At 71.2% G+C, this 23,198-nt stretch carries 20 protein-coding genes and 1 riboswitch; of the genes, 6 read left to right on the top strand and 14 right to left on the bottom strand.

The features are described from left to right. Window positions 1–342: 342 nt before the first annotated feature. Entirely contained in the window at window positions 343–1,629 is a 1,287-nt protein-coding gene (locus ACZ5U5_RS29215; protein ID WP_469027378.1) for a sensor histidine kinase, read from the bottom strand. Between the two features lie 6 nt (window positions 1,630–1,635). Then, window positions 1,636–2,289, bottom strand: coding sequence for a response regulator transcription factor (locus tag ACZ5U5_RS29210; protein WP_135331070.1), 654 nt, complete (start codon window positions 2,287–2,289; stop codon window positions 1,636–1,638). A 303-nt stretch (window positions 2,290–2,592) separates the two neighbouring features. Between ACZ5U5_RS29210 and ACZ5U5_RS29205 the strand changes: the two genes are divergently transcribed. After that, window positions 2,593–2,766 carry a hypothetical protein gene (locus tag ACZ5U5_RS29205; RefSeq protein WP_351173867.1) on the top strand — a complete coding sequence of 58 codons (174 nt, stop codon included), beginning with the start codon at window positions 2,593–2,595 and terminating at the stop codon, window positions 2,764–2,766. Between the two features lie 111 nt (window positions 2,767–2,877). Here ACZ5U5_RS29205 and ACZ5U5_RS29200 read toward each other — a convergent pair whose 3' ends face one another. Beyond that, window positions 2,878–3,675: an inositol monophosphatase family protein gene (locus ACZ5U5_RS29200; RefSeq protein WP_469027374.1), complete on the bottom strand. Its 798-nt coding sequence runs from the start codon at window positions 3,673–3,675 to the stop codon at window positions 2,878–2,880. A gap of 10 nt (window positions 3,676–3,685) precedes the next feature. Then, entirely contained in the window at window positions 3,686–4,813 is a 1,128-nt protein-coding gene (locus ACZ5U5_RS29195) for a ferrochelatase (RefSeq protein ID WP_469027372.1), read from the bottom strand. 155 nt (window positions 4,814–4,968) lie between these two features. On the opposite strand from ACZ5U5_RS29195, the gene ACZ5U5_RS29190 reads away from it, so the two are divergent. Together ACZ5U5_RS29190 and ACZ5U5_RS29185 are read left to right on the top strand one after the other, a co-directional pair. Then, the gene (locus ACZ5U5_RS29190) at window positions 4,969–6,219 is read left to right on the top strand and encodes an MFS transporter (protein ID WP_469027369.1); all 1,251 of its coding nucleotides are present in this window, start codon (window positions 4,969–4,971) and stop codon (window positions 6,217–6,219) included. After that, window positions 6,167–7,507: a D-arabinono-1,4-lactone oxidase gene (locus tag ACZ5U5_RS29185; RefSeq protein WP_469027366.1), complete on the top strand. Its 1,341-nt coding sequence runs from the start codon at window positions 6,167–6,169 to the stop codon at window positions 7,505–7,507. The genes ACZ5U5_RS29190 and ACZ5U5_RS29185 overlap by 53 nt, the downstream gene beginning before the upstream one ends. Window positions 7,508–7,515: 8 nt before the next feature. On the opposite strand, the gene ACZ5U5_RS29180 is transcribed toward ACZ5U5_RS29185, so the two are convergent. Then, window positions 7,516–8,766 (bottom strand): hypothetical protein, encoded by a 1,251-nt coding sequence (locus ACZ5U5_RS29180; protein ID WP_469027364.1) that lies wholly within the window; start codon window positions 8,764–8,766, stop codon window positions 7,516–7,518. Window positions 8,767–9,228: 462 nt separating this feature from the next. On the opposite strand from ACZ5U5_RS29180, the gene sepH reads away from it, so the two are divergent. Continuing rightward, complete coding sequence (sepH, locus tag ACZ5U5_RS29175) at window positions 9,229–10,326, top strand: septation protein SepH (RefSeq protein ID WP_469027361.1); 1,098 nt, start codon at window positions 9,229–9,231, stop codon at window positions 10,324–10,326. A gap of 75 nt (window positions 10,327–10,401) precedes the next feature. Here the strand turns inward: sepH and ACZ5U5_RS29170 are convergent, their stop codons facing one another. Next, complete coding sequence (locus ACZ5U5_RS29170; protein ID WP_469027359.1) at window positions 10,402–11,256, bottom strand: sulfurtransferase; 855 nt, start codon at window positions 11,254–11,256, stop codon at window positions 10,402–10,404. A gap of 321 nt (window positions 11,257–11,577) precedes the next feature. Here ACZ5U5_RS29170 and ACZ5U5_RS29165 point away from each other — a divergent pair, with 321 nt between their 5' ends. Then, window positions 11,578–12,384, top strand: coding sequence for a VOC family protein (locus ACZ5U5_RS29165; protein WP_469027357.1), 807 nt, complete (start codon window positions 11,578–11,580; stop codon window positions 12,382–12,384). Between the two features lies 1 nt (window position 12,385). Here ACZ5U5_RS29165 and ACZ5U5_RS29160 read toward each other — a convergent pair whose 3' ends face one another. The 4 genes from ACZ5U5_RS29160 to ACZ5U5_RS29145 are packed head-to-tail and all read right to left on the bottom strand — an operon-like array spanning window position 12,386 to window position 17,815. Beyond that, a complete protein-coding gene (locus ACZ5U5_RS29160; protein WP_469027354.1) occupies window positions 12,386–13,045 on the bottom strand; it encodes a thymidine kinase in 660 nt (219 codons plus the stop codon). Window positions 13,046–13,097: 52 nt separating this feature from the next. Next, the gene (locus ACZ5U5_RS29155; protein ID WP_469027352.1) at window positions 13,098–14,291 is read right to left on the bottom strand and encodes an alkaline phosphatase family protein; all 1,194 of its coding nucleotides are present in this window, start codon (window positions 14,289–14,291) and stop codon (window positions 13,098–13,100) included. Further along, window positions 14,291–14,878 carry a DUF5998 family protein gene (locus ACZ5U5_RS29150; RefSeq protein WP_469027350.1) on the bottom strand — a complete coding sequence of 196 codons (588 nt, stop codon included), beginning with the start codon at window positions 14,876–14,878 and terminating at the stop codon, window positions 14,291–14,293. Before ACZ5U5_RS29150 ends, ACZ5U5_RS29155 begins: the two co-directional genes overlap by 1 nt. 51 nt (window positions 14,879–14,929) lie before the next feature. After that, complete coding sequence (locus tag ACZ5U5_RS29145) at window positions 14,930–17,815, bottom strand: bifunctional acetate--CoA ligase family protein/GNAT family N-acetyltransferase (RefSeq protein ID WP_469027347.1); 2,886 nt, start codon at window positions 17,813–17,815, stop codon at window positions 14,930–14,932. A gap of 133 nt (window positions 17,816–17,948) precedes the next feature. Here ACZ5U5_RS29145 and ACZ5U5_RS29140 point away from each other — a divergent pair, with 133 nt between their 5' ends. Further along, window positions 17,949–18,230, top strand: coding sequence for an HPr family phosphocarrier protein (locus ACZ5U5_RS29140; RefSeq protein WP_160507645.1), 282 nt, complete (start codon window positions 17,949–17,951; stop codon window positions 18,228–18,230). 144 nt (window positions 18,231–18,374) lie between these two features. Here ACZ5U5_RS29140 and ACZ5U5_RS29135 read toward each other — a convergent pair whose 3' ends face one another. The 4 genes from ACZ5U5_RS29135 to ACZ5U5_RS29120 all read right to left on the bottom strand — a co-directional run bounded on the left by ACZ5U5_RS29135 (window position 18,375) and on the right by ACZ5U5_RS29120 (window position 23,186). Further along, complete coding sequence (locus tag ACZ5U5_RS29135; RefSeq protein WP_469027344.1) at window positions 18,375–19,061, bottom strand: GntR family transcriptional regulator; 687 nt, start codon at window positions 19,059–19,061, stop codon at window positions 18,375–18,377. Window positions 19,062–19,287: 226 nt separating this feature from the next. Continuing rightward, entirely contained in the window at window positions 19,288–20,091 is an 804-nt protein-coding gene (locus tag ACZ5U5_RS29130; RefSeq protein ID WP_469027341.1) for a M23 family metallopeptidase, read from the bottom strand. 12 nt (window positions 20,092–20,103) lie between these two features. Next, a riboswitch (cyclic di-AMP (ydaO/yuaA leader) is annotated at window positions 20,104–20,267 on the bottom strand. Window positions 20,268–20,463: 196 nt separating this feature from the next. Beyond that, window positions 20,464–21,849 (bottom strand): M16 family metallopeptidase, encoded by a 1,386-nt coding sequence (locus ACZ5U5_RS29125; RefSeq protein ID WP_469027339.1) that lies wholly within the window; start codon window positions 21,847–21,849, stop codon window positions 20,464–20,466. Further along, window positions 21,846–23,186: a M16 family metallopeptidase gene (locus ACZ5U5_RS29120; protein ID WP_469028030.1), complete on the bottom strand. Its 1,341-nt coding sequence runs from the start codon at window positions 23,184–23,186 to the stop codon at window positions 21,846–21,848. Before ACZ5U5_RS29120 ends, ACZ5U5_RS29125 begins: the two co-directional genes overlap by 4 nt. Between the last annotated feature and the right edge of the window lie 12 nt (window positions 23,187–23,198).

Genomic DNA, 23,198 nt, shown 5'->3' with positions numbered 1-23,198 from the left:
AGAGGCCGGACTTGTGCCCGACCTGAGGCGGAGATTTTGCCTCACATCAAGGTCTGTTACTCAATCGACACCCAACCGCACCCCTGACGAGGTGATCGGTTTGGATGGCGATCGGGACCGTACACGGTCCGAATGTCGCACTTCACAGGCGCCACCCCGTGTACTTCCCGTGATCAAGACCCCTGAAAACCCGGATTTTCCCGGCTTTCCAACGACTTTCACGATCACGGAGAGTAGATGACCGAAAATTCGCCCCTGTGATCGATCGCACAGGAAATCTCTGGGAACAGGTCCCGAAAATTCCGCGCAAAGCGAACATGGCGGCGCGTCTGCGGCAGCATCTCAGAGAGGAAGGGTGACTCGCATCACGAGCCCTCCCCCCTCGCGCGGCTCCGCGATGATACGGCCCCCGTGGGCCCGTGCCACCGACCGGGCGATCGACAGGCCGAGTCCCACGCCCTTGTCGCTGCCCGTGCGCTCGGTCCTGAGCCGCCGGAACGGCTCGAAGAGGTTGTCGATCTCGTACGCGGGCACCACGGGACCCGTGTTCGACACCACGAGGACCGCCTGGCCGTGCTGGGCCTCTGTGGTGACCTCGACCCAGCCGCCCTCCCGTCGCCCGCCACCACCCTTCTCCTGAAGGGCTTCGCCCTGCACTTCCCCATTCGGCACGTTGTACCTGACGGCGTTCTGGACGAGGTTCAGGGCGATCCGCTCCAGGAGGACGCCGTTGCCCTGCACGACGGCCGGGCCGCGCTCCCCGCGGATCTCCACGCCCTTCGCGTCCGCCTCGACCCGCACCTGGTCGACGGCACGGTCGGCGACCTCGGCGAGGTCGACCGGTTTGCGCTCCACGATCTGGTTGTCGCTGCGGGCGAGCAGCAGCAGGCCCTCCACGAGCTGCTCGCTGCGTTCGTTGGTCGCGAGGAGCGTCTTGCCGAGCTGCTGGAGCTCGGCGGGCGCCCCCGGGTCGGAGAGGTGCACCTCGAGCAGCGTGCGGTTGATCGCCAGCGGGGTGCGCAGCTCGTGCGACGCGTTGCCGACGAACCGCTGCTGGGCGGTGAAGGCACGCTCCAGGCGGTCCAGCATCTCGTCGAAGGTGTCCGAGAGCTCCTTCAACTCGTCGTCCGGGCCGTCCAGTTCGATGCGCCGTGACAGGTCCGTGCCGGCCACCCTGCGCGCGGTGCGCGTGATGCGGCCCAGCGGCGACAGGACGCGGCCCGCCATCGCGTAACCGAAGGCGAAGGCGATCACCGCGAGCCCGAGCAGGGCGAGCAGCGAGCGGCTCAGGAGGTTGTCCAGGGCGTGCTGGCGCTGTTCGTTGACGCACGCGTTCATGGCGTTGTTGAGCTCACCGGCCGACGGCGAGCTCGGGAAGTTGCAGGTGTCGCTGGCCACCTGCCCGGAGACGATCTTGAACGGCAGGTCGGCGCCCACGTTCAGTGCCTGCGCGGCCAGCAGGTAGATGATCGAGAGCAGCAGGATGCCCGCGATCAGGAACATGCCGCCGTACAGCAACGTGAGGCGTATGCGGATCGTGGGGCGCAGCCACGGAAAGGGTGGTTCGGCCTTCCTGGGGTCCCAGGTGGGTTTCGGGGGCGCAGCCGGCGGCGCCGGGGTCGCGGCCACCGGGGATCAGATCCGGTAGCCGGAGCCGGGCACCGTCACGATGACGGCGGGCTCGCCGAGCTTTCGCCGCAGGGTCATGACGGTCACCCGCACCACGTTCGTGAACGGGTCGGTGTTCTCGTCCCACGCCTTCTCGAGGAGCTGCTCGGCGGAGACGACTGCTCCCTCGCTGCGCAGCAGCACTTCGAGGACGGCGAACTCCTTGGGCGCGAGCTGGATCTCCTTGCCGTCGCGGAAGATCTCGCGGCGGTTCGGGTCGAGCTTGATCCCGGCGCGCTCCAGGACGGGCGGCAGCGGCACGCTCGTACGCCGGCCGAGGGCCCGCACGCGTGCCGTGAGCTCGCTGAACGCGAAGGGCTTGGGGAGATAGTCGTCGGCGCCGATCTCCAGGCCCTCGACGCGGTCGCTGACGTCGCCCGACGCGGTGAGCATCAGGACGCGGGTCGGCATGCCGAGCTCGACGATCTTGCGGCAGACGTCGTCACCGTGCACGAGCGGGAGGTCCCGGTCGAGCACCACGACGTCGTAGTCATTGACCCCGATGCGTTCCAGGGCGGCCGCTCCGTCGTACACGACGTCGACGGCCATGGCCTCCCGGCGCAGTCCGGTGGCCACCGCATCGGCGAGCAGTTGCTCGTCCTCGACGACGAGTACGCGCACGGCGCTGTCCTTCCTCTGTGCCCCTGCGGGCAGGTCTGTTCGTGGGGTGTGGCCTCCATCCTGCCCCTTTCGGCCATAAACCGGCTGTAAGGCGGTGTCCTGGCCGGGGAATGCGGGATTTTCTCCGGGGGTTGAGGTTTCCGTGAGAGGGAGCGAGGGGAGGACGACCTCACACCCGCGATCACGCTTTGTATGTGGCGCGCCACGAACCGCTTCCTCCAGGGCGGCTTGAGACGTGATCGCCCCTTCTTGAGGGCACACCCCCGTGCCATCGACCCACGACCCAGCCGAGGGGGCGCAACCATGGACGCTTTTACCGCAGGACTGCTGCAGCGCATAAAGGCCACGGAATCCGACCTCACGAAGGCCCGTGAGACGGGCGACGACTTCCTTGCCGAGGTCGAGCAGGCCGAGCTCGAAGATCTCCACCGTCTGGCCGCCGAGCACGGCGTGGAGGTCGGCGTGCTGCACGCCTGATCCATCGCGAGCAGGAGGGCCCCGGCATCTGTGGACGAGATGCCGGGGCCCTTCCGCGTGCCGAGCCGTTCCGCGTGCCGATCCGTTTCGCGTGCAGATCCGTGCGGCGGGTCAGTCGTGCCAGGCTCCGAGCTCCTCCAGGCGGCCCTGGAGGTCCTCGAAGAGGCCGGGCGGGGCCGCGATGGTCAGCTCACCTGTGGGGGGCTCTCCGGGGCGTCCACCGGTCAGGGCGCCCGCTTCCCGCGCGACGAGGTCACCGGCCGCGAAGTCCCAGGGGTTGAGGCCACGCTCGTAGTACGCGTCCAGGCGGCCGAGCGCGACGTCGCACAGGTCGATGGCCGCCGAGCCGCCCCGCCGGATGTCACGGACCAGCGGGATCAGCTGCCGGGCCACCTCGGCCTGCCGGACGCGGCGCTCGGCGACGTAACCGAACCCGGTGCCGACGAGGGCCTGCTCGAACGGGGGCGCGGGGCGGGTGCGCGCGGACTTGTCGTTGACGAAGGCGCCCTCTCCGAGGACGGCCCGGTAGGTCTCCCCGCGCATCGGGGCGTGCACTACGCCGACCAGCGTCTGGCCGTCCTTGCGGGCGGCGATGGACACCGACCAGTCGGGGCGCCCGTACAGGTAGTTGACGGTGCCGTCGATCGGGTCGATCACCCACTGGACGCCGCTGCTGCCCTCGGAGCTCGCGCCCTCCTCGCCCAGCACGCCGTCGGCGGGCCTGCGCTCGGCGAGGAAGTCGGTGATCAGCTTCTCGGAGGCGATGTCCATCTCGGTGACGACATCGACCGCACTGGTCTTTGTCGCGGCCACGCCCAGGTCGTCCGGGCGTCCGTCGCGCAGGAAGGCTCCCGCGCGGTGCGCGGCCTCCAGGGCGATGCCGAGGAGTTCTGCCTTGAGGTCGGTCACGTCGGCGTCCTTACGCGTACGGGCTGTCGGCGCCGGCAGCCGCCGGCTTCGGGGCGCGCGCCGGGCAGCAGCCCACCGGGCACAGGTCGTGGCTGGCGCCGAGCGCACCCAGGGCGCAGGGCGCGACCTCGCGGCCGCTCTCCGTGGCGGAGCGCTCGAGGACCAGTTCACGGACCGCGGCGGCGAACCGCGGGTCGGCGCCCACCGTGGCCGAGCGGCGGACCGGCAGACCCAGCTCCGCGGCCTTCGCCTCGGCCTCGGTGTCGAGGTCGTAGAGCACCTCCATGTGGTCCGACACGAAACCGATCGGGACCATGACCACGGCGGGCGCGCCCGCGTCCCGGCGCTCCTCGAGGTGGTCGCAGATGTCGGGTTCGAGCCACGGGATGTGGGGGGCGCCGCTGCGCGACTGGTAGACGAGCTCCCAGGGGTGTTCAACGCCGGTCTCCTCGCGCACCGCGTCGGCGATGAGGCGGGCCACGTCCAGGTGCTCCTTGACGTACGCGCCGCCGTCCCCGTGGTCCTCGACGCGGCCGGAGGTGTCGGCGGCCGCGGTCGGGATGGAGTGCGTGGTGAAGGCGAGGTGCGCCCCTTCCCGCACGTCTTCGGGGAGGTCGGCCAGGGACTTCAGGACCCCGTCGATCATGGGACGGACGAAGCCGGGGTGGTTGAAGTAGTGCCGCAGCTTGTCGACGCGCGGCACGTCAAGGCCCTCGGAGGCGAGCACGGCGAGCGACTCGGCCAGGTTCTCCCGATACTGGCGGCAGCCCGAGTACGAGGCGTAGGCGCTGGTGGCGAGGACGAGCACGCGGCGGTGGCCGTCCTGCACGAGTTCACGCAGGGTGTCGGTCAGGTAGGGCGCCCAGTTGCGGTTGCCCCAGTAGACCGGCAGGTCGAGGCCGTGGTCGGCGAAGTCCTTGCGCAGCGCGTCGAGTAGGGCGCGGTTCTGGTCGTTGATCGGGCTGACCCCGCCGAACAGGAAGTAGTGCTGCCCCACTTCCTTGAGCCGCTCCTTGGGGATGCCGCGGCCCCGCGTCACGTTCTCCAGGAACGGGACCACGTCGTCTGGCCCTTCGGGGCCGCCGAACGAGAGCAGCAGCAGGGCGTCATAGGGAGAGGCATCGAGCGCATCGGACATGCATCCGATCCTGCCACCCGCCACTGACAGCCGGAAAATCATGGTGCGCCCGGCCCTGTCGGAACCGTAAGCTGTATCGGCCATCTTTACGCCTTACCGGGGCCCCCGCGCGCACATCCACGCGAGGCCGCCCCGGCGCCTCAGCGGAGTCCCACGTGCCCAGCCCCTACCGCGCCATCTTCGCCGCCCCCGGCACCAAGGGGTTCTCGACGGCGGGCTTCCTCGGACGGATGCCGCTCTCGATGATGGGCATCGGCATCGTGACGATGGTTTCCCAGCTCACCGGGCGGTACGGACTCGCGGGCGCGCTCTCCGCGACCGTGGCGCTCTCCGCCGCCGCGATCGGCCCGCAGATCTCCCGTCTGGTCGACCGGTACGGCCAGCGCCGGGTGCTGCGGCCCGCGACCCTCGCCTCCCTGGTGGCGGTCACCGGGCTGCTGCTCTGCGCGAAGTACGAGCTCCCGGACTGGACGCTCTTCGCCTTCGCCGCGCTGGTCGGCTGCGTGCCGAGCGTGGGATCGATGATCAGGGCGCGCTGGGCGGTGCTCTACCGCGACACCCCGCAGCTGCACACCGCGTACTCCTTCGAGTCCGTGGTGGACGAGATCTGCTTCATCTTCGGGCCGATCATCTCGATCGGCCTCTCCACGGTGTGGTTCCCGGAGGCCGGGCCGCTCCTCGCCGGGGTCTTCCTCGCCGTGGGCGTCTTCTGGCTGACCGCCCAGCGCGCCACCGAGCCCGTGCCGCACGGCCGCGAACACCACACGAAGGGTTCGGCGCTGCGCTCCGGCGGGCTGCAGGTCCTGGTCGCGACCTTCGTGGCGACCGGCGCGATCTTCGGGTCCATCGACGTGGTGACCGTCGCGTACGCCGAGGACCTCGGCCACAAGGCGATGGCGAGCCTGGCACTGGCGGTGTACGCGTTGGGCTCCTGTCTGGCCGGAGCGGCCTTCGGGCTCATGCACTTCAAGGGCGCCCCCGCGCCGCGGTGGCTGCTGGGTGTCTGTACGACGGCCGTGAGTATGATCCCGCTTCAATTGGTCGGGAACCTTCCGTTTCTGGCCGTGGCGTTGTTCATCGCGGGCCTCTCCATAGCGCCGACCATGATCACGACGATGGCCCTCGTCGAACAGCACGTACCACGCGCGAAGCTGACCGAGGGCATGACCTGGGTGAGCACCGGACTCGCGGTCGGCGTCGCGCTCGGCTCCTCCGCGGCCGGCTGGGTCATCGACGCGGCCGGATCGGACGCCGGGTACGCGGTCCCCGGTCTGTCCGGGGCCGTCGCGGTGGCGGTGGGGTTCCTTAGGTATCGCCGGCTAAAAACACCGGCTCCGCAACGGGAGGGGACCCATGAGCACGGCAACGGGCACGGGCAGCGGGAAGAGCACAGCACCGTGGCGTAACTGGGCGGGCAACGTCACCGCGCGCCCGGCCAGGGAGGTCACCCCCGCGTCGGTCGACGAGCTCTCCGCCGCGCTCCGTGCGGCCAGGGAGGACGGCCTCAGGGCCAAACCGGTCGGCACCGGCCACTCCTTCACGGCGACCGCGGCGACCGACGGCCTCCTGATACGCCCCGAACTCCTCACCGGCATCCGGAAGATCGACCGCGAGGCCGGCACCGTCACGGTGGAAGCGGGCACTCCGCTCAAGCGTCTGAACGCGGCGCTCGCCCGCGAGGGCCTGTCGCTCACGAACATGGGCGACATCATGGAGCAGACGGTCTCCGGCGCGACGAGCACCGGCACGCACGGCACGGGACGTGATTCGGCCTCCATCTCCGCCCAGATCAAGGCACTTGAGCTGGTCACCGCGGACGGGACGGTCCTCACCTGTTCCGAGAACGGGACCGAAGAAGAACGCGCGGTCTTCGCGGCGGCCAGGATCGGCCTCGGCGCTCTCGGCGTGATCAGCGCGATCACCTTCGCCGTGGAGCCCGTCTTCTTCCTCACCGCCCGTGAGGAGCCGATGACCTTCGACAAGGTCACCGCCGAGTTCGACGCACTGCACGCGGAGAACGAGCACTTCGAGTTCTACTGGTTCCCGCACACCGGCAACTGCACCACCAAGCGCAACAACCGCAGCCTGGGTCCCGCCGCCCCGCCCGGCAGAGTGAGCGCCTTCGTAGAGGACGAGATTCTCTCCAACGGCCTCTTCCAGGTGGTCAACACGATCGGCAGGGCCATCCCCGCGACCGTCCCGGGCATCGCCAAGATCTCCAGCAAGGCGCTCTCCGCCCGCAGCTACACGGACATCCCCTACAAGGTCTTCACAAGCCCGCGCCGCGTGCGTTTCGTGGAGATGGAGTACGCCGTTCCGCGGGCGGCCCTCGTCGAGACGCTGCGAGAGCTGAAGACGATGGTGGAGCGCTCGAACCTGCGGATCAGCTTCCCCGTGGAGGTCCGTACGGCTCCCGCGGACGACATCACGCTGTCCACGGCCTCGGGCCGGGAGAGCGCGTACATCGCCGTCCACATGTTCCGTGGCACGCCCTACCAGGCGTACTTCACCGCCGCGGAGCGGATCTTCACCGCGCACGAGGGCCGGCCCCACTGGGGCAAGATCCACACCCGCGGCGCCGACTACTTCGCGCAGGCCTACCCGCGCTTTGCCGAGTTCACGGCCCTGCGCGACCGCCTGGACCCGGGGCGCATGTTCGGCAACGACTACTTGCGGCGCGTCCTGGGCGACTGAGAAGGCCGCTACGGGGTGGCGGTCTCTCCCCGTTGGACGTCGCTTCCGCCGTCGGTGCCGTCGCCGCTCGACGGGGTCGGCGTCGGAGTCGGGGTGGGGGTCGGCGTCGGGGTCGGGTCCGTCTTCGAGCCGTCGTCGTCCCCGGTGTCCGTGCCGGAGTCCGATCCCTTGTCGGGGTCGTCCTTCGAACCGGAGCCCGAGTCGTTGCCATTGTCCGGCGCCTGCGAGTTCGTCCCGTCCGGGTCCTGCGACGCGCCGCTGTCCTGCTGTGAACCGTCGTCCGTGCCCGTGGAAGCACCGTCGGACGGCTGCCCCGAGGGATCGGTCGAGGGAGTGGGCTGCTGGTGCGGCGAGCTGTTCCTGCCCGAGAAGCCGTTGCCGATCGTGGTGCCGTGGCCCCCGCTGAAGTCCTCGCCGGAGACGATCTCGTACGTCGTGATGCCGGCCATGGCGACACCGAAGACCACCGCGGCCGCGATCAACGGCCGCTTCCAGCTTCGGACCTGTGTGCGGTGCGTGGTGCCGTGGGTGAACTCGTCCGAAGGAAGCGGTGGCGCCGTCGGCTCCTGCGGCGCGGGCGGAGTCGACTGCCGCAGGACGCGCGTCGCGTCGTCCCGGGGCACGAGCTGCGTGGCGTCGACCGAACCGAGCATCTGCGTCTTCTCGGCGTCGGCGTCAGCTCCGGGGTCCGCCATGGGCAGCAGGGTCGTGCGGTCCGTGTCGGCGTCCACGACCGGCAGCACGTTCGTGCGATCCGCGTCAGCAGCGGAGGTGGCGGGAAGCACGGTCGTGCGGTCCGCTGCCACCTCGCCGGCGGAAGGCAGCACCGATGTGGCGTCCGGCTCGACCGTCCGCCCCCATGTCGTCGTCACGGGCCCCGCCCCGGTGTGCGCGGCCGCGGCTGGGTAGGCCGCCGCTCTGAACGTCTGCGCCACCGGCGCTCCCGAGCCGTCGGCCAGCGGGACCTGCCGCGCCCTCGGCTTTGCCTGCACCGTGACGTCACGTATCTGCTCACCCGTGCGGCTGAAGAAGTGCTGGAAAATCGTGCCGCCGCAGGTCGCGACGGCACTCACCACTCCGGCACCGAGGATCGTGCCGTAGACGCCGAAGCTCGACGCGAGCTTCGCCGCCACGACCGCCGCCACGGCGCTTCCCGCCACCTGCGGCACGCTCAGGTCGAGACGCCGCTTCTTCTCCACCGAGTCCGTCGGTTCCGTCCGGTCCTTCGGCTCCATGACGGATTCCGGCTTTTCACGCATCTCCGACCCTTGCCTCCCTTTCTCGACTGACTGCACGAGAAAGGGACGTATGGGTGAAGTAGATAGTTCCGTTTTTGGAGATTCCGTGAAGTGTGCCACTCGTACACCACCCTGCCCGGGTATCCCGAGGCGCCAACTCCCGTCCCCCGTGAGAACTTCGGCGGCGCGGCGGACCACCCGCGTGGCCCGAATGGAGTACTGTTGCGAGCCCTGGGTCCGGTCTCCCACCTGGGTGCCCGGGGCCTTCCAGGACCGCCGGGAGGGGGCTCGCTGCACAGGGTGACCAAAGTGGTCACTGAGAGTTGCGAAGAGGTAACCGTGCCATAACGGCGACCTTGGGCCCATGCCCGACACGCCGGGCAACTCGGCAAGGTTGTGGCAGGCTGCACCCGGGCAGGCCACACTCGACTAGCGGAAGCAGCGACGCACGTGACGTCGGCAGGCACCACCCGGGAGGTCCCCATGCCCGAACTGCGTGTCGTGGCCGTCAGCAACGACGGCACACGGCTGGTGCTGAAGGCTGCGGACAGCACGGAGTACACGCTTCCGATCGACGAGCGACTGCGCGCCGCGGTGCGCGGTGACCGTCCGCGTCTCGGCCAGATCGAGATCGAGGTGGAGAGCCACCTCCGCCCCCGCGACATCCAGGCGCGTATACGTGCCGGTGCCAGCGCGGAGGAAGTCGCCTCGCTCGCCGGAATCCCCGTCGACCGCGTCCGCCGCTTCGAGGGACCCGTGCTCGCCGAGCGCGCCTTCATGGCCGAGCGGGCCCGCAAGACCCCCGTGCGCCGTCCCGGCGAGAACACCGGACCCCAGCTCGGCGAGGCCGTCTCGGAGCGTCTGCTCCTGCGCGGCGCCGACAAGGAAACCGTCCAGTGGGACTCCTGGCGCCGCGACGACGGCACCTGGGAGGTCCTGCTCGTCTACCGCGTCGCGACCGAGCCGCACTCCGCGAGCTGGACGTACGACCCGCCCCGGCGGCTCGTACAGGCGGTGGACGACGAGGCGCGCTCGCTGATCGGCGAGACGGACGACATCGCCGCGCCCGAGCCCAGCTTCCCGTTCGTGCCGCGCATCGCACGGCTGCCCCGTGACAGGCCCTCGCTCGACCGGCCCCTTGACCGCGCTCTGGACCGGCAGTTGGAGCGTCCCGGCGTGCCGCTGCCCCCGGAGCCTTCGGAGGAGGGCACGGCGGCCACCGCGACCGCCGCCGTGTCGGAGTCGGAGCGGGACTCGCTCACCAGCCTCCTGGAGGCGGTGCCGAGCTTCCGCGGCGACATGATCGTGCCGGAGCGCCCCGCGCTCCCGGCGACGGATCTCCCGCCCGCGGAGGAGACCGAGCAGGACCCGGACGCCGAGGAGCCCCCCGCGGCATCGGCCGGCGCGGGAGCCGCGTACGCGGACGTCCTGATGCCGCGCTCGGTGGCCAGCCACCGCGACCGCCTGACCGGCACCACCGACCGCCAGGCGGAGGCCGACGGCGTCCGTCCCGGGCGGCGCGCGGCGGTGCCCAGCTGGGACGAGATCGTCTTCGGCACGCGCCGCAAGAAGCAGGAGTAGCAGGACCAGCAGGACGTCATACGTCGGCCGGGGCCCCGCACCGCGCAAGTGCGGGGCCCCGGCCATGTCCTTCGGCTACTGCGGGTCCGGGCCCTTGGCCACCGGACGGGACTCGTCCGACGACCACTCCGACCACGAGCCGACGTACAGCGACGCCGGAATGCCCGCCACCGCGAGGGCGAGCACCTCGTGGGCGCCGGACACACCTGAGCCGCAGTAGACCCCGACCTCGGAAGTGTCGGAGACGCCCAGGGAGTTGAAGCGGTCCGCGAGGTCGGCGGCCGGCCTGAAAGTGCCGTCCGCCGTGACGTTCTCCGTGGTCGGCGCGGACACCGCACCCGGGATGTGACCGCCGACGCGGTCGATCGGCTCCACGTCTCCGCGGTAGCGCTCGGCCGCGCGGGCGTCCAGGAGCAGCCCGGAGCGGGCGAGGGCCGCCGCGGCGTCGGCGTCGAGGAGGTCGGTGGTGTTCGTCTCGGGGGCGAACGACCCCGGCGCCTCCGGGCGCTCGTCCCCGGTCTCCAGTCGGCCGCCCCACGCGGCGAGCCCGCCGTCGAGCACCCGCACGGCGGGATGACCCGTCCAGCGCAACAGCCACCAGGCGCGTGCGGCGGCCCAGCCCTGCCCGCCGTCGTACACGATCACGTCCCGGTCGGCCGAGACCCCGGCCGCCCGCATCACCGCCCCGAAGTGCTGCACGTCCGGCAGGGGATGCCGTCCGCCCGAGCCGGCCGGACCCGCGAGATCGGCGTCCAGATCGACGAAGACGGCGCCCGGGATGTGCCCCTTCTCGTACTCGGCCCGGCCGTCGAAGACGGGGGCGCCCGCCGCCTTGGCGGTGCTGAGCTGCCAGCGGATGTCCAGGAGCACTGGCGGGTTCTCGCCCGCCAGGTCGCTCTCGAGTTCGGATGCGGAGATGATGGCATTCATGGGCCCCATCCTTGCGCACGGGGTGGCCGCATCGGCCAGGTCCGGCTACCCTGCTCCGCCGTACGACCGCCGAACACGCGGCGTATGGAAGCGGGCACACCGTGTACTGCCGAACGACACCACAGAGCAACCGCGCGTTTACGGATGAGAAACGGCAAACCGGGCATCCTCTGGGCGGAGCCGGGACAAGCGGCGCGGCCGGGGCGCGGGGCGCCACAGGTGGTGCGAGCATCTGCACGGGCGGGCCAGGGCGCGACATAGGTACGTGCATTCGAATGCGGAAGCCGAGCGGCCACCTGAAGGGCCGAGGAGAGAGTGACGATGACGGAGGCACGGGGGTCGACGGGCCGGCGTGACGGCTCGGGGGCCGTCCGCCGCGCGCCCGGCACACCCACCTGGGTGAGTCTGATGGCGCATGGCCTGGCCACGACCCAGGAGTTCTACGGAGCCTTGTTCGGCTGGGAGTTCCGGCCCGGGCCGGATCAGCTCGGGCCCTACGTACGGGCGCTGCTCGACGGCCACGAGGTCGCCGGGATCGGTCAGCTGCCGCCCGACCACCATCTGCCGATCGCCTGGACGCCGTACCTGGCGTCGGACGACGTGGACGCGACGGCCGAGGCCGTGCGGCACTGCTGCGGCACGATCGGCGTCGGCCCGCTGGACGCGGGCCCGGCCGGGCGGATGGCCATCGCGGTGGACCCCGCGGGCGCGGTGTTCGGGATCTGGCAGGCGGCGGAGCATGTGGGCGCCGCTCTCGGCGGGGAGCCCGGGGCCCCGGCCTGGAACGAACTGGTCACGCAGGAGACGGCGGGTGTCGTCAAGTTCTATCAAGCGGTCTTCGGATACACCGAAGAGGCGGTCGTTTCGGCCGACTTCGACTTCGTCACGCTCCAGGTCGACGGCCGGCCGGTCGCCTCGGTGCACGGCGTCGGCCAGGCGCTGCCGCGGGACCGGGGCGCGCACTGGATGACGTACTTCGAGGTCGCCGACGTGGACGAGTCGGTGGAGCGGGTCGTGGAACTCGGCGGCCACGTCATCAGGCCCCCGCACGCGGGCGCCCACGGACAGGAGGCCACCGTCGCCGACCCGGAGGGAGCGGTCTTCACGCTCGTGCGCTCGGAGAGCTGACTCAGACGCGGGCGGGCGTGTCGACCGGCAGCACGTCCGGCGACAGGGCGCCCGCGCGTGAGGTCGCCGCCGTCATCCGGCGCCTGTGGTGACGGCGGCACAGCACCTCGTAACCCACCTCGTCCGCCGCGTGGTTGACGTCGCCGACGACGACCTGCGCGCCTTCGACGACCATCGCACCGCCTATGGTGCGGGCGTTGTGGGTGGCGCGGGCGCCGCACCAGCACAGCGCCTCCACCTGCAACACCTCGACGCGGTCGGCGAGTTCGACCAGGCGCTGCGATCCGGGGAAGAGCTTGGAGCGGAAGTCCGTGGTGATGCCGAAGGCGAAGACGTCCAGGCCCAGGTCGTCGACGACGCGCGCCAGCTGGTCGATCTGGTCCGGGGCGAGGAACTGCGCCTCGTCCGCGATCACGTAGTCCGCGCGGCCGCCCTGCGAGAGGTGGTCGACGAGATGGGCGTAGAAGTCGAAGTCGTCGGCCGCCTCGATTGCGTCCGTGACGAGACCGAGCCGCGAGGAGAGCTTGCCCTCGCCCGCGCGGTCGTCACGCGTGAAGATGAGCCCCTGCAGGCCCCGGGCCGACCGGTTGTGCTCGATCTGCAGAGCCAGGGTGCTCTTTCCGCAGTCCATCGTTCCGGAGAAGAACACCAGCTCGGGCATGGGGAGTTGAGCCTTTCGGGACGTACGAGCGGTCGGCGGGTGCCGGGTGTGATCAGGAGCGTACTTCGATGAGCGGCACGAGCTGCTCGACGGGGGTCATGGAGCCGTGCATGCCGACCAGGGCCGACTCCTTCGGCTCCTTCTCGGAGGCGATGATCGCCACGTCGTCGTGGGCCGCCGCGATGACATCGCCGATGCGTCCGTACACCCGCTCGTCCACGGCGCCGGGCGGGCCGAACCAGCCCGCGGCGAGCGCCTCGTCCCGGCTCGCCACCCAGAACTGCTCGCCGAGCACCTCGCGCCAGACGGTCAGGACGTCGTTCTCGGCGCCCGGGACCGCGTACACATGGCGCGCACGGCCCTCGCCGCCGAGGAGGGCGACTCCGGCGCGCAGCTCCCAGTCCTCGTCGAAGTCGATGCGGGACTGCTCGTCGAAGGGGATGTCGAGCATGCCGTGGTCGGCGGTGACGTACAGGGCGCTGCGCGGCGGGAGCTGCTCGGCCAGGCGCTGCACCAGGCGGTCGACGTACATCAGCTGGCCGCGCCAGGCGTCGGAGTCGACGCCGAAGCGGTGCCCCTTGCCGTCGACCTCCGCGTAGTACGTGTAGACCAGCGAGCGGTCGCCCGCGCCCAGCTGCTCGGCCGCGAGGTCCATGCGGTCCTCGCCGGAGAGCTTGCCGCGGAAGCTGCCGCCGCTCAGCGCGATCTTGGTGAGCGGGGTGTTCTGGAACGTCGGGGACGACACCTGGGCGGTGTGCACGCCCGCCGCGTGGGCCTGCTGGAAGACGGTGGGGTAGGGCTGCCACTTGCGCGGGTCCGTCCACGGGTTCCAGCGCAGCTGGTTCATCAGCTCGCCGGTGGCGGGGTTGCGCACGGTGTAGCCCGGCAGGCCGTGCGACGAGGGCGGCAGACCCGTGCCGACCGAGGCCAGGGAGGTCGCGGTGGTGGCGGGGAAACCCGAGGTGATCGGGCGGCCCGTCCCGCCGCGCGACGAACTGATGAGCGAGGTCAGGAAGGGCGCCTCGTCCGGGTGGGCGCGCAGCTGCTCCCAGCCGAGGCCATCGATCAGGAAGACGCAGTTCCGGTCGGCCGGGGCGAGTTCCGGGATGACGGGCGCGAAGCCTTCGACACCCTGGTGGGAGACGAGTGTGGGCAGCAGGTCGGCGAGCGAGCCCACGCCGTACTCGGGCAGGGGCGCGGAGTCGAGGGCGAGCGGCTGCACGTCGTCCCAGGCGGGCAGGGACATCAGCGGGCGGTGTCCGCGGTCGCCTCGGACAGCGCCTGGGCGAAGGCCAGGGTCTGGCGCACGGCGTCCGGGCCGTCGCCCGCCTCGCTGACGCGGAGGCTGAGGTCGTCGGCGGTGGAGCTGCCGGTGTAGCCGTGGTCCGCCTCGCAGTTGGGGTCGCCGCAGGCGGCGGGCTCCAGGTCGATGCGCGACACGGCGCCCCAGCCGATGGTCAGGACGACCTCGCGGGGCAGCGAGCCCGGGACGTACTTCTCGGGGTTGGCGACGACGCGGCTGACGACCACGGACGAGATCCGGCCGATTTTCACGGACTCCGTGGAGGTCGTCGCGTACGGCGTCGGGGATGTGCTGTCCGCGGCCTGCTCGTCGGTGTGGCTGACGATGAAGCGCGTGCCCGTCAGGACGAGGACCGTCACGTGCCGGCGCACTTCGTTCGCGTCGAACGTGGTCTCCTGGTGGACCAGGTACGACCCGATGGGGTCGCCGCCGATCGCGGCCTCCACCGCCTCGGCCACGAGGGCCGGGTAGTAGCCGCTGCGCTCGATCGCCGCGCGCAGCCCCTGGGTCGTCGTACCGGTCTTTGCCATGCCGTCCATCCTACGACCCGACGGAGGGCGCACGGTGCCCCACTGGCCGCCTCAGTACCCGGGCAGGGCCCGCGGGCCGAGGTCGCCGCGGGCCGGCGGGGGCGCGAGCCGCACGGAGGCGCCGAGCACGGAGAGGCCGCGCTGGGCGACGACCACGGGCTCCAGGGACACGGCGACCACCTCGGGGTGATCGTCCACGAGGCGCGAGACCCGCTGGAGCAGTTCTTCGAGTGCCGGGGTGTCGACCGGCGCCGATCCGCGCCAGCCGAAGAGGAGCGGGGCGGTCCGGATGGATCTGACCAGGGAACCCGCGTCGCGCTCGGTGACCGGGACGAGGCGGTGCCCGGTGTCGCCGAGCAGCTCGGACGGGGCGCCGGCGAGCCCGAACGAGAGCACTGCTCCGGCCGCCGGGTCGATGACCGCGCGGACGACGGTGTCGACACCGCGGGGCGCCATCGCCTGCACGACGGGCCGCAGCTCGGCGGGCTTGCCGAAGGCGCGGGTCAATTCGGCGTAGGCCCGGCGCAGTTGTTCCTCGTCCGCCAGGTCGAGCCGCACGCCCCCGAGGTCGGCGCGGTGGCGCAGGTGCGGGGCCGTGGTCTTGAGGGCCACGGGGTAGCCGAGCGCGCGGGCGGCGGCCACGGCCGCGTCCGGGTCGGGCGCGGGCCGGGCGTCCCGTACGTCGATGCCGTACCGCCCGAGCAGTTCGCGGGCCTCGTCCTGGGTGAGGGTGGCGCCGCGCGGGTCGTCCTGCGCGGCGAGCAGCTCGTCGATCCGCCGGGCGGTGCCGCTCTCGTCGATGTCCTCGTACTCATGAACCTTGCCGGGCTCCTTGGCCTCACGCCGCCACTGCGCGTACTTCACGGCTTCGGCGAGGGCACGGACGGCGCGCTCAGCGGCGGGGTAGGCGGGGATGCGGTACCCCGTCGCTGCCGTTGCTGTGGGCGCCTCCGCTGCGGGCGCGCTGTCGCCAGCCGCCGTCGTCGCTGTGGGCAGGCGTCCCGCAGGGCGGGACGGGTGGGCACAGCCCCCGCTGCCGGGTGCAGGTACAGGGGCGTCAGGGCGAGTCCGGGTCGCGGCGGCCAACGCTTCGGCGAGCCCGCCGAGCTCGACGTGCACCACAGCCACCGGCTTGGCCGGGCATCCCGCGGCCGCAGCCCGCAGCGCAGCCGCAAGCTCCTCCCCCTCGGGCGACCCCGTGGCCCCGTCCTCCCCCACCCAGGGAATGGCGGTGACGATCACAGCGTCGCAGGCGTCGTCCGACAGGGCGCCGGCGAGCGCCGCGCGGAAGTCCGCGGGAGTGGCACCCGTGGTCAGATCCACCGGCGGCAACGGCCGAAGCCCGTCGGCGACACACGCGTCGTACGTGAGCAGCCCGAGCGACTCGGAGTTCCCGAGGATCGCGACCCGCGGCCCGGAAGGCAACGGCTGCCCCGCGAGCAGCAGCCCCGCGTCCACCATCTCCGTCACCGTGTCGACGCGGATGACCCCCGCCTGGCGGAGCAGTGCCGACACCGTGGCGTACGGCAGGCGCGTGGCCTGCACCGCGTGCCCCGTGGGCGCGATCCCGCTGTGCTTGGCCCCCTGCACCACGACCAGCGGCTTCGCCGTCGCCGCCCGCCGGGCGAGCCGCGTGAACTTGCGCGGGTTGCCGATGGATTCGAGGTACATGAGGGCGACATCGGTGTCCGGGTCCTCGTACCAGTACTGGAGGACGTCGTTGCCCGACACATCCGCGCGGTTGCCCGCGCTCACGAAGGTCGAAAGGCCCGCACCCCGCCGATGCAGGCCGGAGAGGAGCGCGATGCCGATGGCGCCGGACTGCGTGAAGAGTCCGATCCTGCCGCGCTCGGGAGGACGCGGGGCCAGCGAGGCGTTGAGGCGCACGTCCGGCGAGGTACTGATGACCCCGAAGGCGTTCGGGCCGAGGATGCGCGTGCCGTACGACCGCGCCTGGCGCACCAGTTCGCGCTGCCGCTCCCGCCCCTCGGGACCGCTCTCCGCGTACCCGGCGGAGATCACGACGAGGCCGAGGACCCCCCGCTCGCCGCACTCGTCGACGGCCTGCGGCACCCGCTCGGCGGGCACGGTGACGACGGCGAGCTCGACGGTCTCGTCGATGTCCCGCACGGAGCGGTACGCGGGCACGCCGTCGACCTCGGCGGCCTCCCCTGCCTCGAAGTCGAACGCGCTGTTCACCGCGTACAGCCGCCCCGTGAAGCCCGCCTCGCGCAGGTTCCGCAGGACGCTGCGGCCGACGCCGCCCGGTGTGCGCCCGACGCCGATCACCGCGACCGACTTCGGCGTGAGCAGCCGCTGCACCGACCGCGCCTCGGCCCGCTGCTCACGGGCGCGCTGCACGGCGAGCGAGCGGTCGGTCGGTTCCAGATCGAATTCGAGCCGTACGACACCGTCCTCGAAGCTGCGCTTCTGCTGGTAGCCCGCATCCGTGAACACCTTGATCATCTTGGTGTTCGCGGGCAGCACCTCGGCCACGAAGCGGCGGATGCCGCGCTCCCTGGCGACGGCGGCGATGTGTTCGAGGAGGGTGGAGGCCACTCCCCTGCCCTGGTGGGCGTCCTGCACGAGGAAGGCGACCTCGGCCTCGTCGGCGGGCGCGCTCGCGGACATGCCGCGCTCGTCGATGCGGTCGAAGCGGACGGTGGCGATGAACTCGCCGCCGACGGTGGCCGCGAGACCCACCCGGTCCACCTGGTCGTGATGGGTGAAGCGGTGCACGTCCTTGGCGGACAGGCGGGGGTAGGGCGCGAAGAAGCGGTAGTACTTCGACTCGTCCGAGACCTGTTCGTAGAAGCTGACCAGGCGGTCCGCGTCCTCGGCCGTGATCGGCCTGATCCGGGCGGTGCCTCCGTCACGCAGGACGACATCGGCTTCCCAGTGGGAGGGGTATGCGTGCCGGTCCGACGGGGTCTGCATGGGCCCAGGGTACGGGTCGCGGGGGCGCCTTGGCCGGGGCAGGCTAGGAGACGTCGAACGGCCGGCGGAGCACTCGTGACGGCATGAGACACTGGTCTAGACAAGTGTGAGACACCTGGAAGGGCAGCAACACATGGCTGAGCGCCGCGTCAACGTCGGCTGGGCCGAGGGCCTTCACGCCCGACCCGCCTCCATCTTCGTCCGCGCGGCCACCGCCGCCGGCGTCCCCGTGACGATCGCCAAGGCTGACGGCAACCCCGTGAACGCCGCCTCCATGCTCGCGGTGCTCGGTCTGGGCGCGCAGGGCGGCGAGGAGATCACCCTCGCCTCCGACGCCGAGGGTGCGGATGCCGCTCTCGACCGTCTGGCGAAGCTGGTCGCGGACGGCCTCGAGGAACTCCCCGAGACCGTCTAGTAAAGACTGGAAATCAAACACTGAAGGGCCTGCCCCCGAAATAGGGGTGGGCCCTTCGGTGTTTTCTTGCTGCTATTCGGGCAGCAAGAAATAACGCCCCGCCCAATAGCGCTTCTTTGCACTTCTTTGTATACGGCGCCTCTGTTAAAGCCGCAGACCCGCTGTGTTTACGGAATGTTGCGAACCCCTCACACCGGAGAGCCGGCGCACGAAGCGCGGCCGGTGCGCGGAGGTCGTCCGCTCCGTGTGCTGAGCGGTGAGCGCGCGGGCCCGTTCCGCGTCCCCGCGGGCGACCGCGTCGACGATCGCGGCGTGCTCGGCCCACGCCTCGGCGGGCGCGGCGGACGTCTCGACCACGTACATCCAGGCGATCTTGTGCCGGAGCTGAGTGAGCAGCGCCGTGAGACCCGGGCTGCCGGACGCCTGGGCGAGCGTCTCGTGGAACCAGCCGCCCAGGGAGCGCAGATCCTCGCTGTGGCCGCGCCTCGACCGCTCCTGGCCGAGCCTGACGAGACCGCGCAAGACCTTCAGGTGCGCCTCCGTGCGGCGCTGGGCGGCGCGGGCCGCGCCCAGCGGCTCCAGGAGCGCGCGGATCTCCAGGAGGTCGGCGGCCTCCTCCTCGGTGGGCTCCGCGACGCACGCGCCCGCGTGCCGGCGCGTGACGACGAAGCCCTCCGCCTCAAGGGTGCGCAGGGCTTCGCGCACCGGGACGCGGGAGACTCCGTAGCGGCGCGCGAGCAGTTCCTCGGTGAGGCGGCCACCCCGTTCGTAGACACCGGAGACGATGTCGTCCCGGATGGCCGTGCATACCGAGTGCGCGGGAATGCGCATGACTGACCTCCGCACTAATCCCCGCGAAACGCGGTCGATCGACGCCTGTTCCGCGACTCTATTGCAGGGCGGCCGAATTTCCGACGGCAGGCTGAAATCCAGGGATACTTTTGGCCAAAGGAGATACGGGAACGGCGAAAGCCCCGGCTCTCGACGAGCCGGGGCTTTCGGTGAATCAGTGGCGCTGCGTGCGTCCGCCGTCGACCGCTGGATCAGACCGCTGGGATCAGACGTTGACGCCGTGCGAGCGGAGGTACGAGACGGGGTCGATGTCCGTGCCGTAGTCCGCGCCGGTGCGGGCCTCGAAGTGCAGGTGCGGGCCGCTGGAGTTGCCGGTGGAGCCGGAGAGGCCTATCTGCTGGCCCGGGGTGACCGCCTGGCCGACCGTGACACCGAGGGACGACATGTGGCCGTACTGGGTGTACGTGCCGTCGTTCATCTTGATGACCACGTTGTTGCCGTAGGCACCGCCCCAGCCGGCCTCGACGACGGTGCCGGAGCCGACCGCGTGGACCGAGGTGCCGGAGGCGGCGTGGAAGTCGACGCCGGTGTGGCTGCCGGAGGACCACATGGCGCCGCCGGTCTGGTAGCCCGTGGAGACGTACGAGCCGGAGATCGGGGAGACGTAGCTGTTGAGGCGCTTGCGCTCGGCCTCGCGAGCGGCACGCTCCTTGGCCTCGCGCTCCTTCTTGGCCTTGGCCTTCGCCTCGGCCTCGGCCTTGCGCTTCGCCTCTTCGGCCTTCTTCTTGGCGGCCTCTTCGGCCTTCTTGGCGGCGGCAGCGGCGTCGGCGGCCTGCTGCTGGGCGGCGGCCTGCGCGTCGATGCTCTCGGCGAGCGAGTCGCCGACGGAGATGGCCTGGGTCAGGCCGGTGTGCTCAAGAGCCGCCGCGTCGTCGGCGGCGAGCGCCGGAGCGGCCAGGCCTCCGATGACACCGGTGGTGGTGAGGGCGGCGACGCCCGCCACGTTCGCGGTGGTACGCGTGAGGCGGCTCGGGCGACGGTGCTTCCCGGTGGCACGGGTGAACGCCATGAAGCGGCTGATCCTTTCCTTCCTTCTCGCCTACCGGGTTAGCTGACGGGTTCGGAGCAGGAAGGTCTCCTACGAGTCCCTCACCTGACGGCAAGGTTCCCGATTCACCCCAAGGGGACATGTGGGTCCCCGGCTCCCCTGGCTCGCGCCGTACGGGGACTCGGCGATGACTGTCCGGTGCCGCGGGTGCGACTACTGCATGACGAACAGCCGGGATGACGCTAAGCGGGGCGTCTTTCAAACGACAAACGGATCAGAGCTTTTGTAGCGCACGCCACAGGTCAGACACGTAACCTCCATACTAATTCGGACATATGAGAACCCCAGTGATTAATCTCAGCCACTGGGGTCCCGATATGTCCTGACTGTCACTCAGCCCGTGGCCACACTCACTTCACCGATGCCAAGGGCCCTGACGGGCTCCTCGATCTGCGAGGCGTCACCGACGAGCACCGTCACAAGGCGGTCCACCGGGAAGGCGCTCACGACGGCGGCAGTGGCCTCCACGGTGCCGGTCGCGGCCAACTGTCGGTACAGCTGGGCCTGGAAGTCGTCCGGCAGGTGCTGCTCGACCTGGTCGGCCAGGGTGGCCGCGACGGACGCCGCCATCTCGTACTTGAGCGGGGCGACGCCCACCAGGTTCTGCACGGCGACATCGCGCTCGGCGTCCGTGAGGCCGTCGGCCGCGAGGGTGCGCAGGACCTTCCACAGGTCGTCGAGCGCCGGGCCCGTGGACTCGGTGTCCACGGAGCCGCTGATGGCGAGCATCGCGGCGCCGGTGCCGTCCGGTGTGGAACGCAGGACCTGGGCGAACGACCGTACGCCGTAGGTGTATCCCTTCTCCTCGCGCAGGACGCGGTCCAGGCGCGAGGTGAGGGTGCCGCCGAGGCAGTACGTGCCGAGCACCTGCGCGGGCCAGACGCGGTCGTGGCGGTCCGGTCCCACGCGGCCGATGAGCAGCTGCGTCTGGACGGCTCCGGGGCGGTCCACGATGACGACACGCCCGGTGTCGTCCGCGGTCACCGGGGGCACCGGGCGCGGCTCGGCGGTGCCGCCCGTCCAGGCGCCGACGGTGTCGGCGAGGACGGCGTCCAGGTCGACGCCGGTCAGGTCGCCCACGACGACGGCGGTCGCCGTGGCGGGACGCACGTGCTTCTCGTAGAAGGTGCGCACGGCCGCCGAGTCGATGGCCGTGACCGTCTCCTCGGTGCCCTGACGGGGGCGCGACATGCGCGAGGTCGCCGGGAAGAGCTGCCGGGAGAGCTCCTTGGCGGCGCGGCGCCCCGGGTTGGCGGCCTCGTGCGGGATCTCGTCCAGGCGGTTGCGCACGAGGCGCTCGATCTCGCTGTCCGCGAAGGCGGGAGCGCGCAGGGCGTCGGAGAGCAGACCGAGCGCCTTCGGGAGGCGGGACACCGGGACTTCGAGCGAGACGCGTACGCCGGGGTGGTCGGCGTGCGCGTCCATGGTGGCGCCGCAGCGGTCGAGTTCGGCGGCGAAGTCCTCGGCGGAGTGCTTGTCCGTACCTTCGTTGAAGGCCCTCGCCATGATCGTGGCCACGCCGTCGAGGCCCGCGGGCTCGGCGTCGAGCGGCGCCTCCAGGTGGACCTCCACCGCGACGACCTGCTGGCCGGGGCGGTGGCAGCGCAGCACCGTGAGGCCGTTGTCCAGGGTGGCGCGCTCGGGCGCGGGGAAGGCCCACGGCCGTGCGTCGCCCGCCTGGGGCTGCGGGTGGAACTGCATCGTTGCGGCCTCGGTCACTTCGCCGCCTCCTCTTCGTCCTCGTCGGTGGCTTCGGCGCCCGCTACGGGCTCGTACACGAGCACGGCGCGGTTGTCGGGGCGCAGGCGGGCCGCCGCGGCCGCCTTGACCTCTTCCGCGGTGACGTCCAGGACGCGCCCGACGGCGGTGAGGGCGAGCTGCGGGTCACCGAACAGGACGGCGTACCGGCAGAGTTCGTCCGCGCGTCCTGAGACCGTGGAGAGCCGGTCGAGCCACTCGCGCTCCAGCTGTGCCTGGGCGCGCTCCATCTCCTCCTCGGTGGGGCCCTCTTCCGCGAAGCGGGCGAGCTCCTCGTCGACCGCGGCCTCGATGACGGGTACCTCGACGTCACCGGACGTCTTCACGTCGAGCCAGCCGAGCGAGGGGGCACCGGCGAGCCGCAGCAGGCCGAACCCGGCCGCCACGGCGGTGCGATCGCGGCGCACGAGGCGGTTGTAGAGCCGCGACGACTCGCCGCTGCCGAGGACCGTCAGCGCCAGGTCGGCCGCGTCGCACGCGCGCGTGCCGTCCTCCGGGAGGCGGTAGGCGGCCATCAGGGCGCGGGCCGGGACCTCTTCCTCGACGACCTCGCGCAGCTCCTTGCCGATCGTGTCGGGCAGCGAGCCGTCGCGCGGCGGCTGCTTGCCGTCGTGCGAGGGGATGGACCCGAAGTACTTCTCGACCCAGGCGAGGGTCTGCTCCGGGTCGATGTCGCCGACGATCGAAAGGACCGCGTTGTTGGGCGCGTAGTAGGTACGGAAGAACGCCCGCGCGTCCTCAAGCGTCGCCGCGTCCAGGTCGGCCATGGAGCCGATCGGGGTGTGGTGGTAGGGGTGGCCCTCGGGGTACGAGAGGGCGGTCAGCTTCTCGAACGCCGTGCCGTACGGAACGTTGTCGTAACGCTGGCGGCGCTCGTTCTTGACGACGTCGCGCTGGTTCTCCATGGATTCTTCGTCGAGCGCGGAGAGCAGGGAGCCCATGCGGTCGGCTTCCAGCCACAGCGCCAGCTCGAGCTGGTGTGTGGGCATGGTCTCGAAATAGTTCGTGCGCTCGAAGCTCGTGGTGCCGTTCAGCGAACCGCCCGCACCCTGCACCAGCTCGAAGTGGCCGTTGCCCTGCACCTGCTTCGAACCCTGGAACATGAGGTGCTCGAAGAGGTGCGCGAGGCCCGTACGCCCCTTGACCTCGTGGCGTGAACCGACGTCGTACCAGAGGCAGACCGCGGCGACCGGGGTCAGGTGGTCCTCGGAGAGCACCACGCGCAGGCCGTTGGCCAGCCGGTGCTCGGTCGCTGTCAGGCCGCCGGAGCCGGCCTCGGCTGTGGCCGTGTGACCCATGGGCATGTACGT

This window comes from Streptomyces sp. NPDC033177 (assembly GCF_055577715.1).
This window is presented reverse-complemented; position numbering and strand designations above follow the sequence as displayed.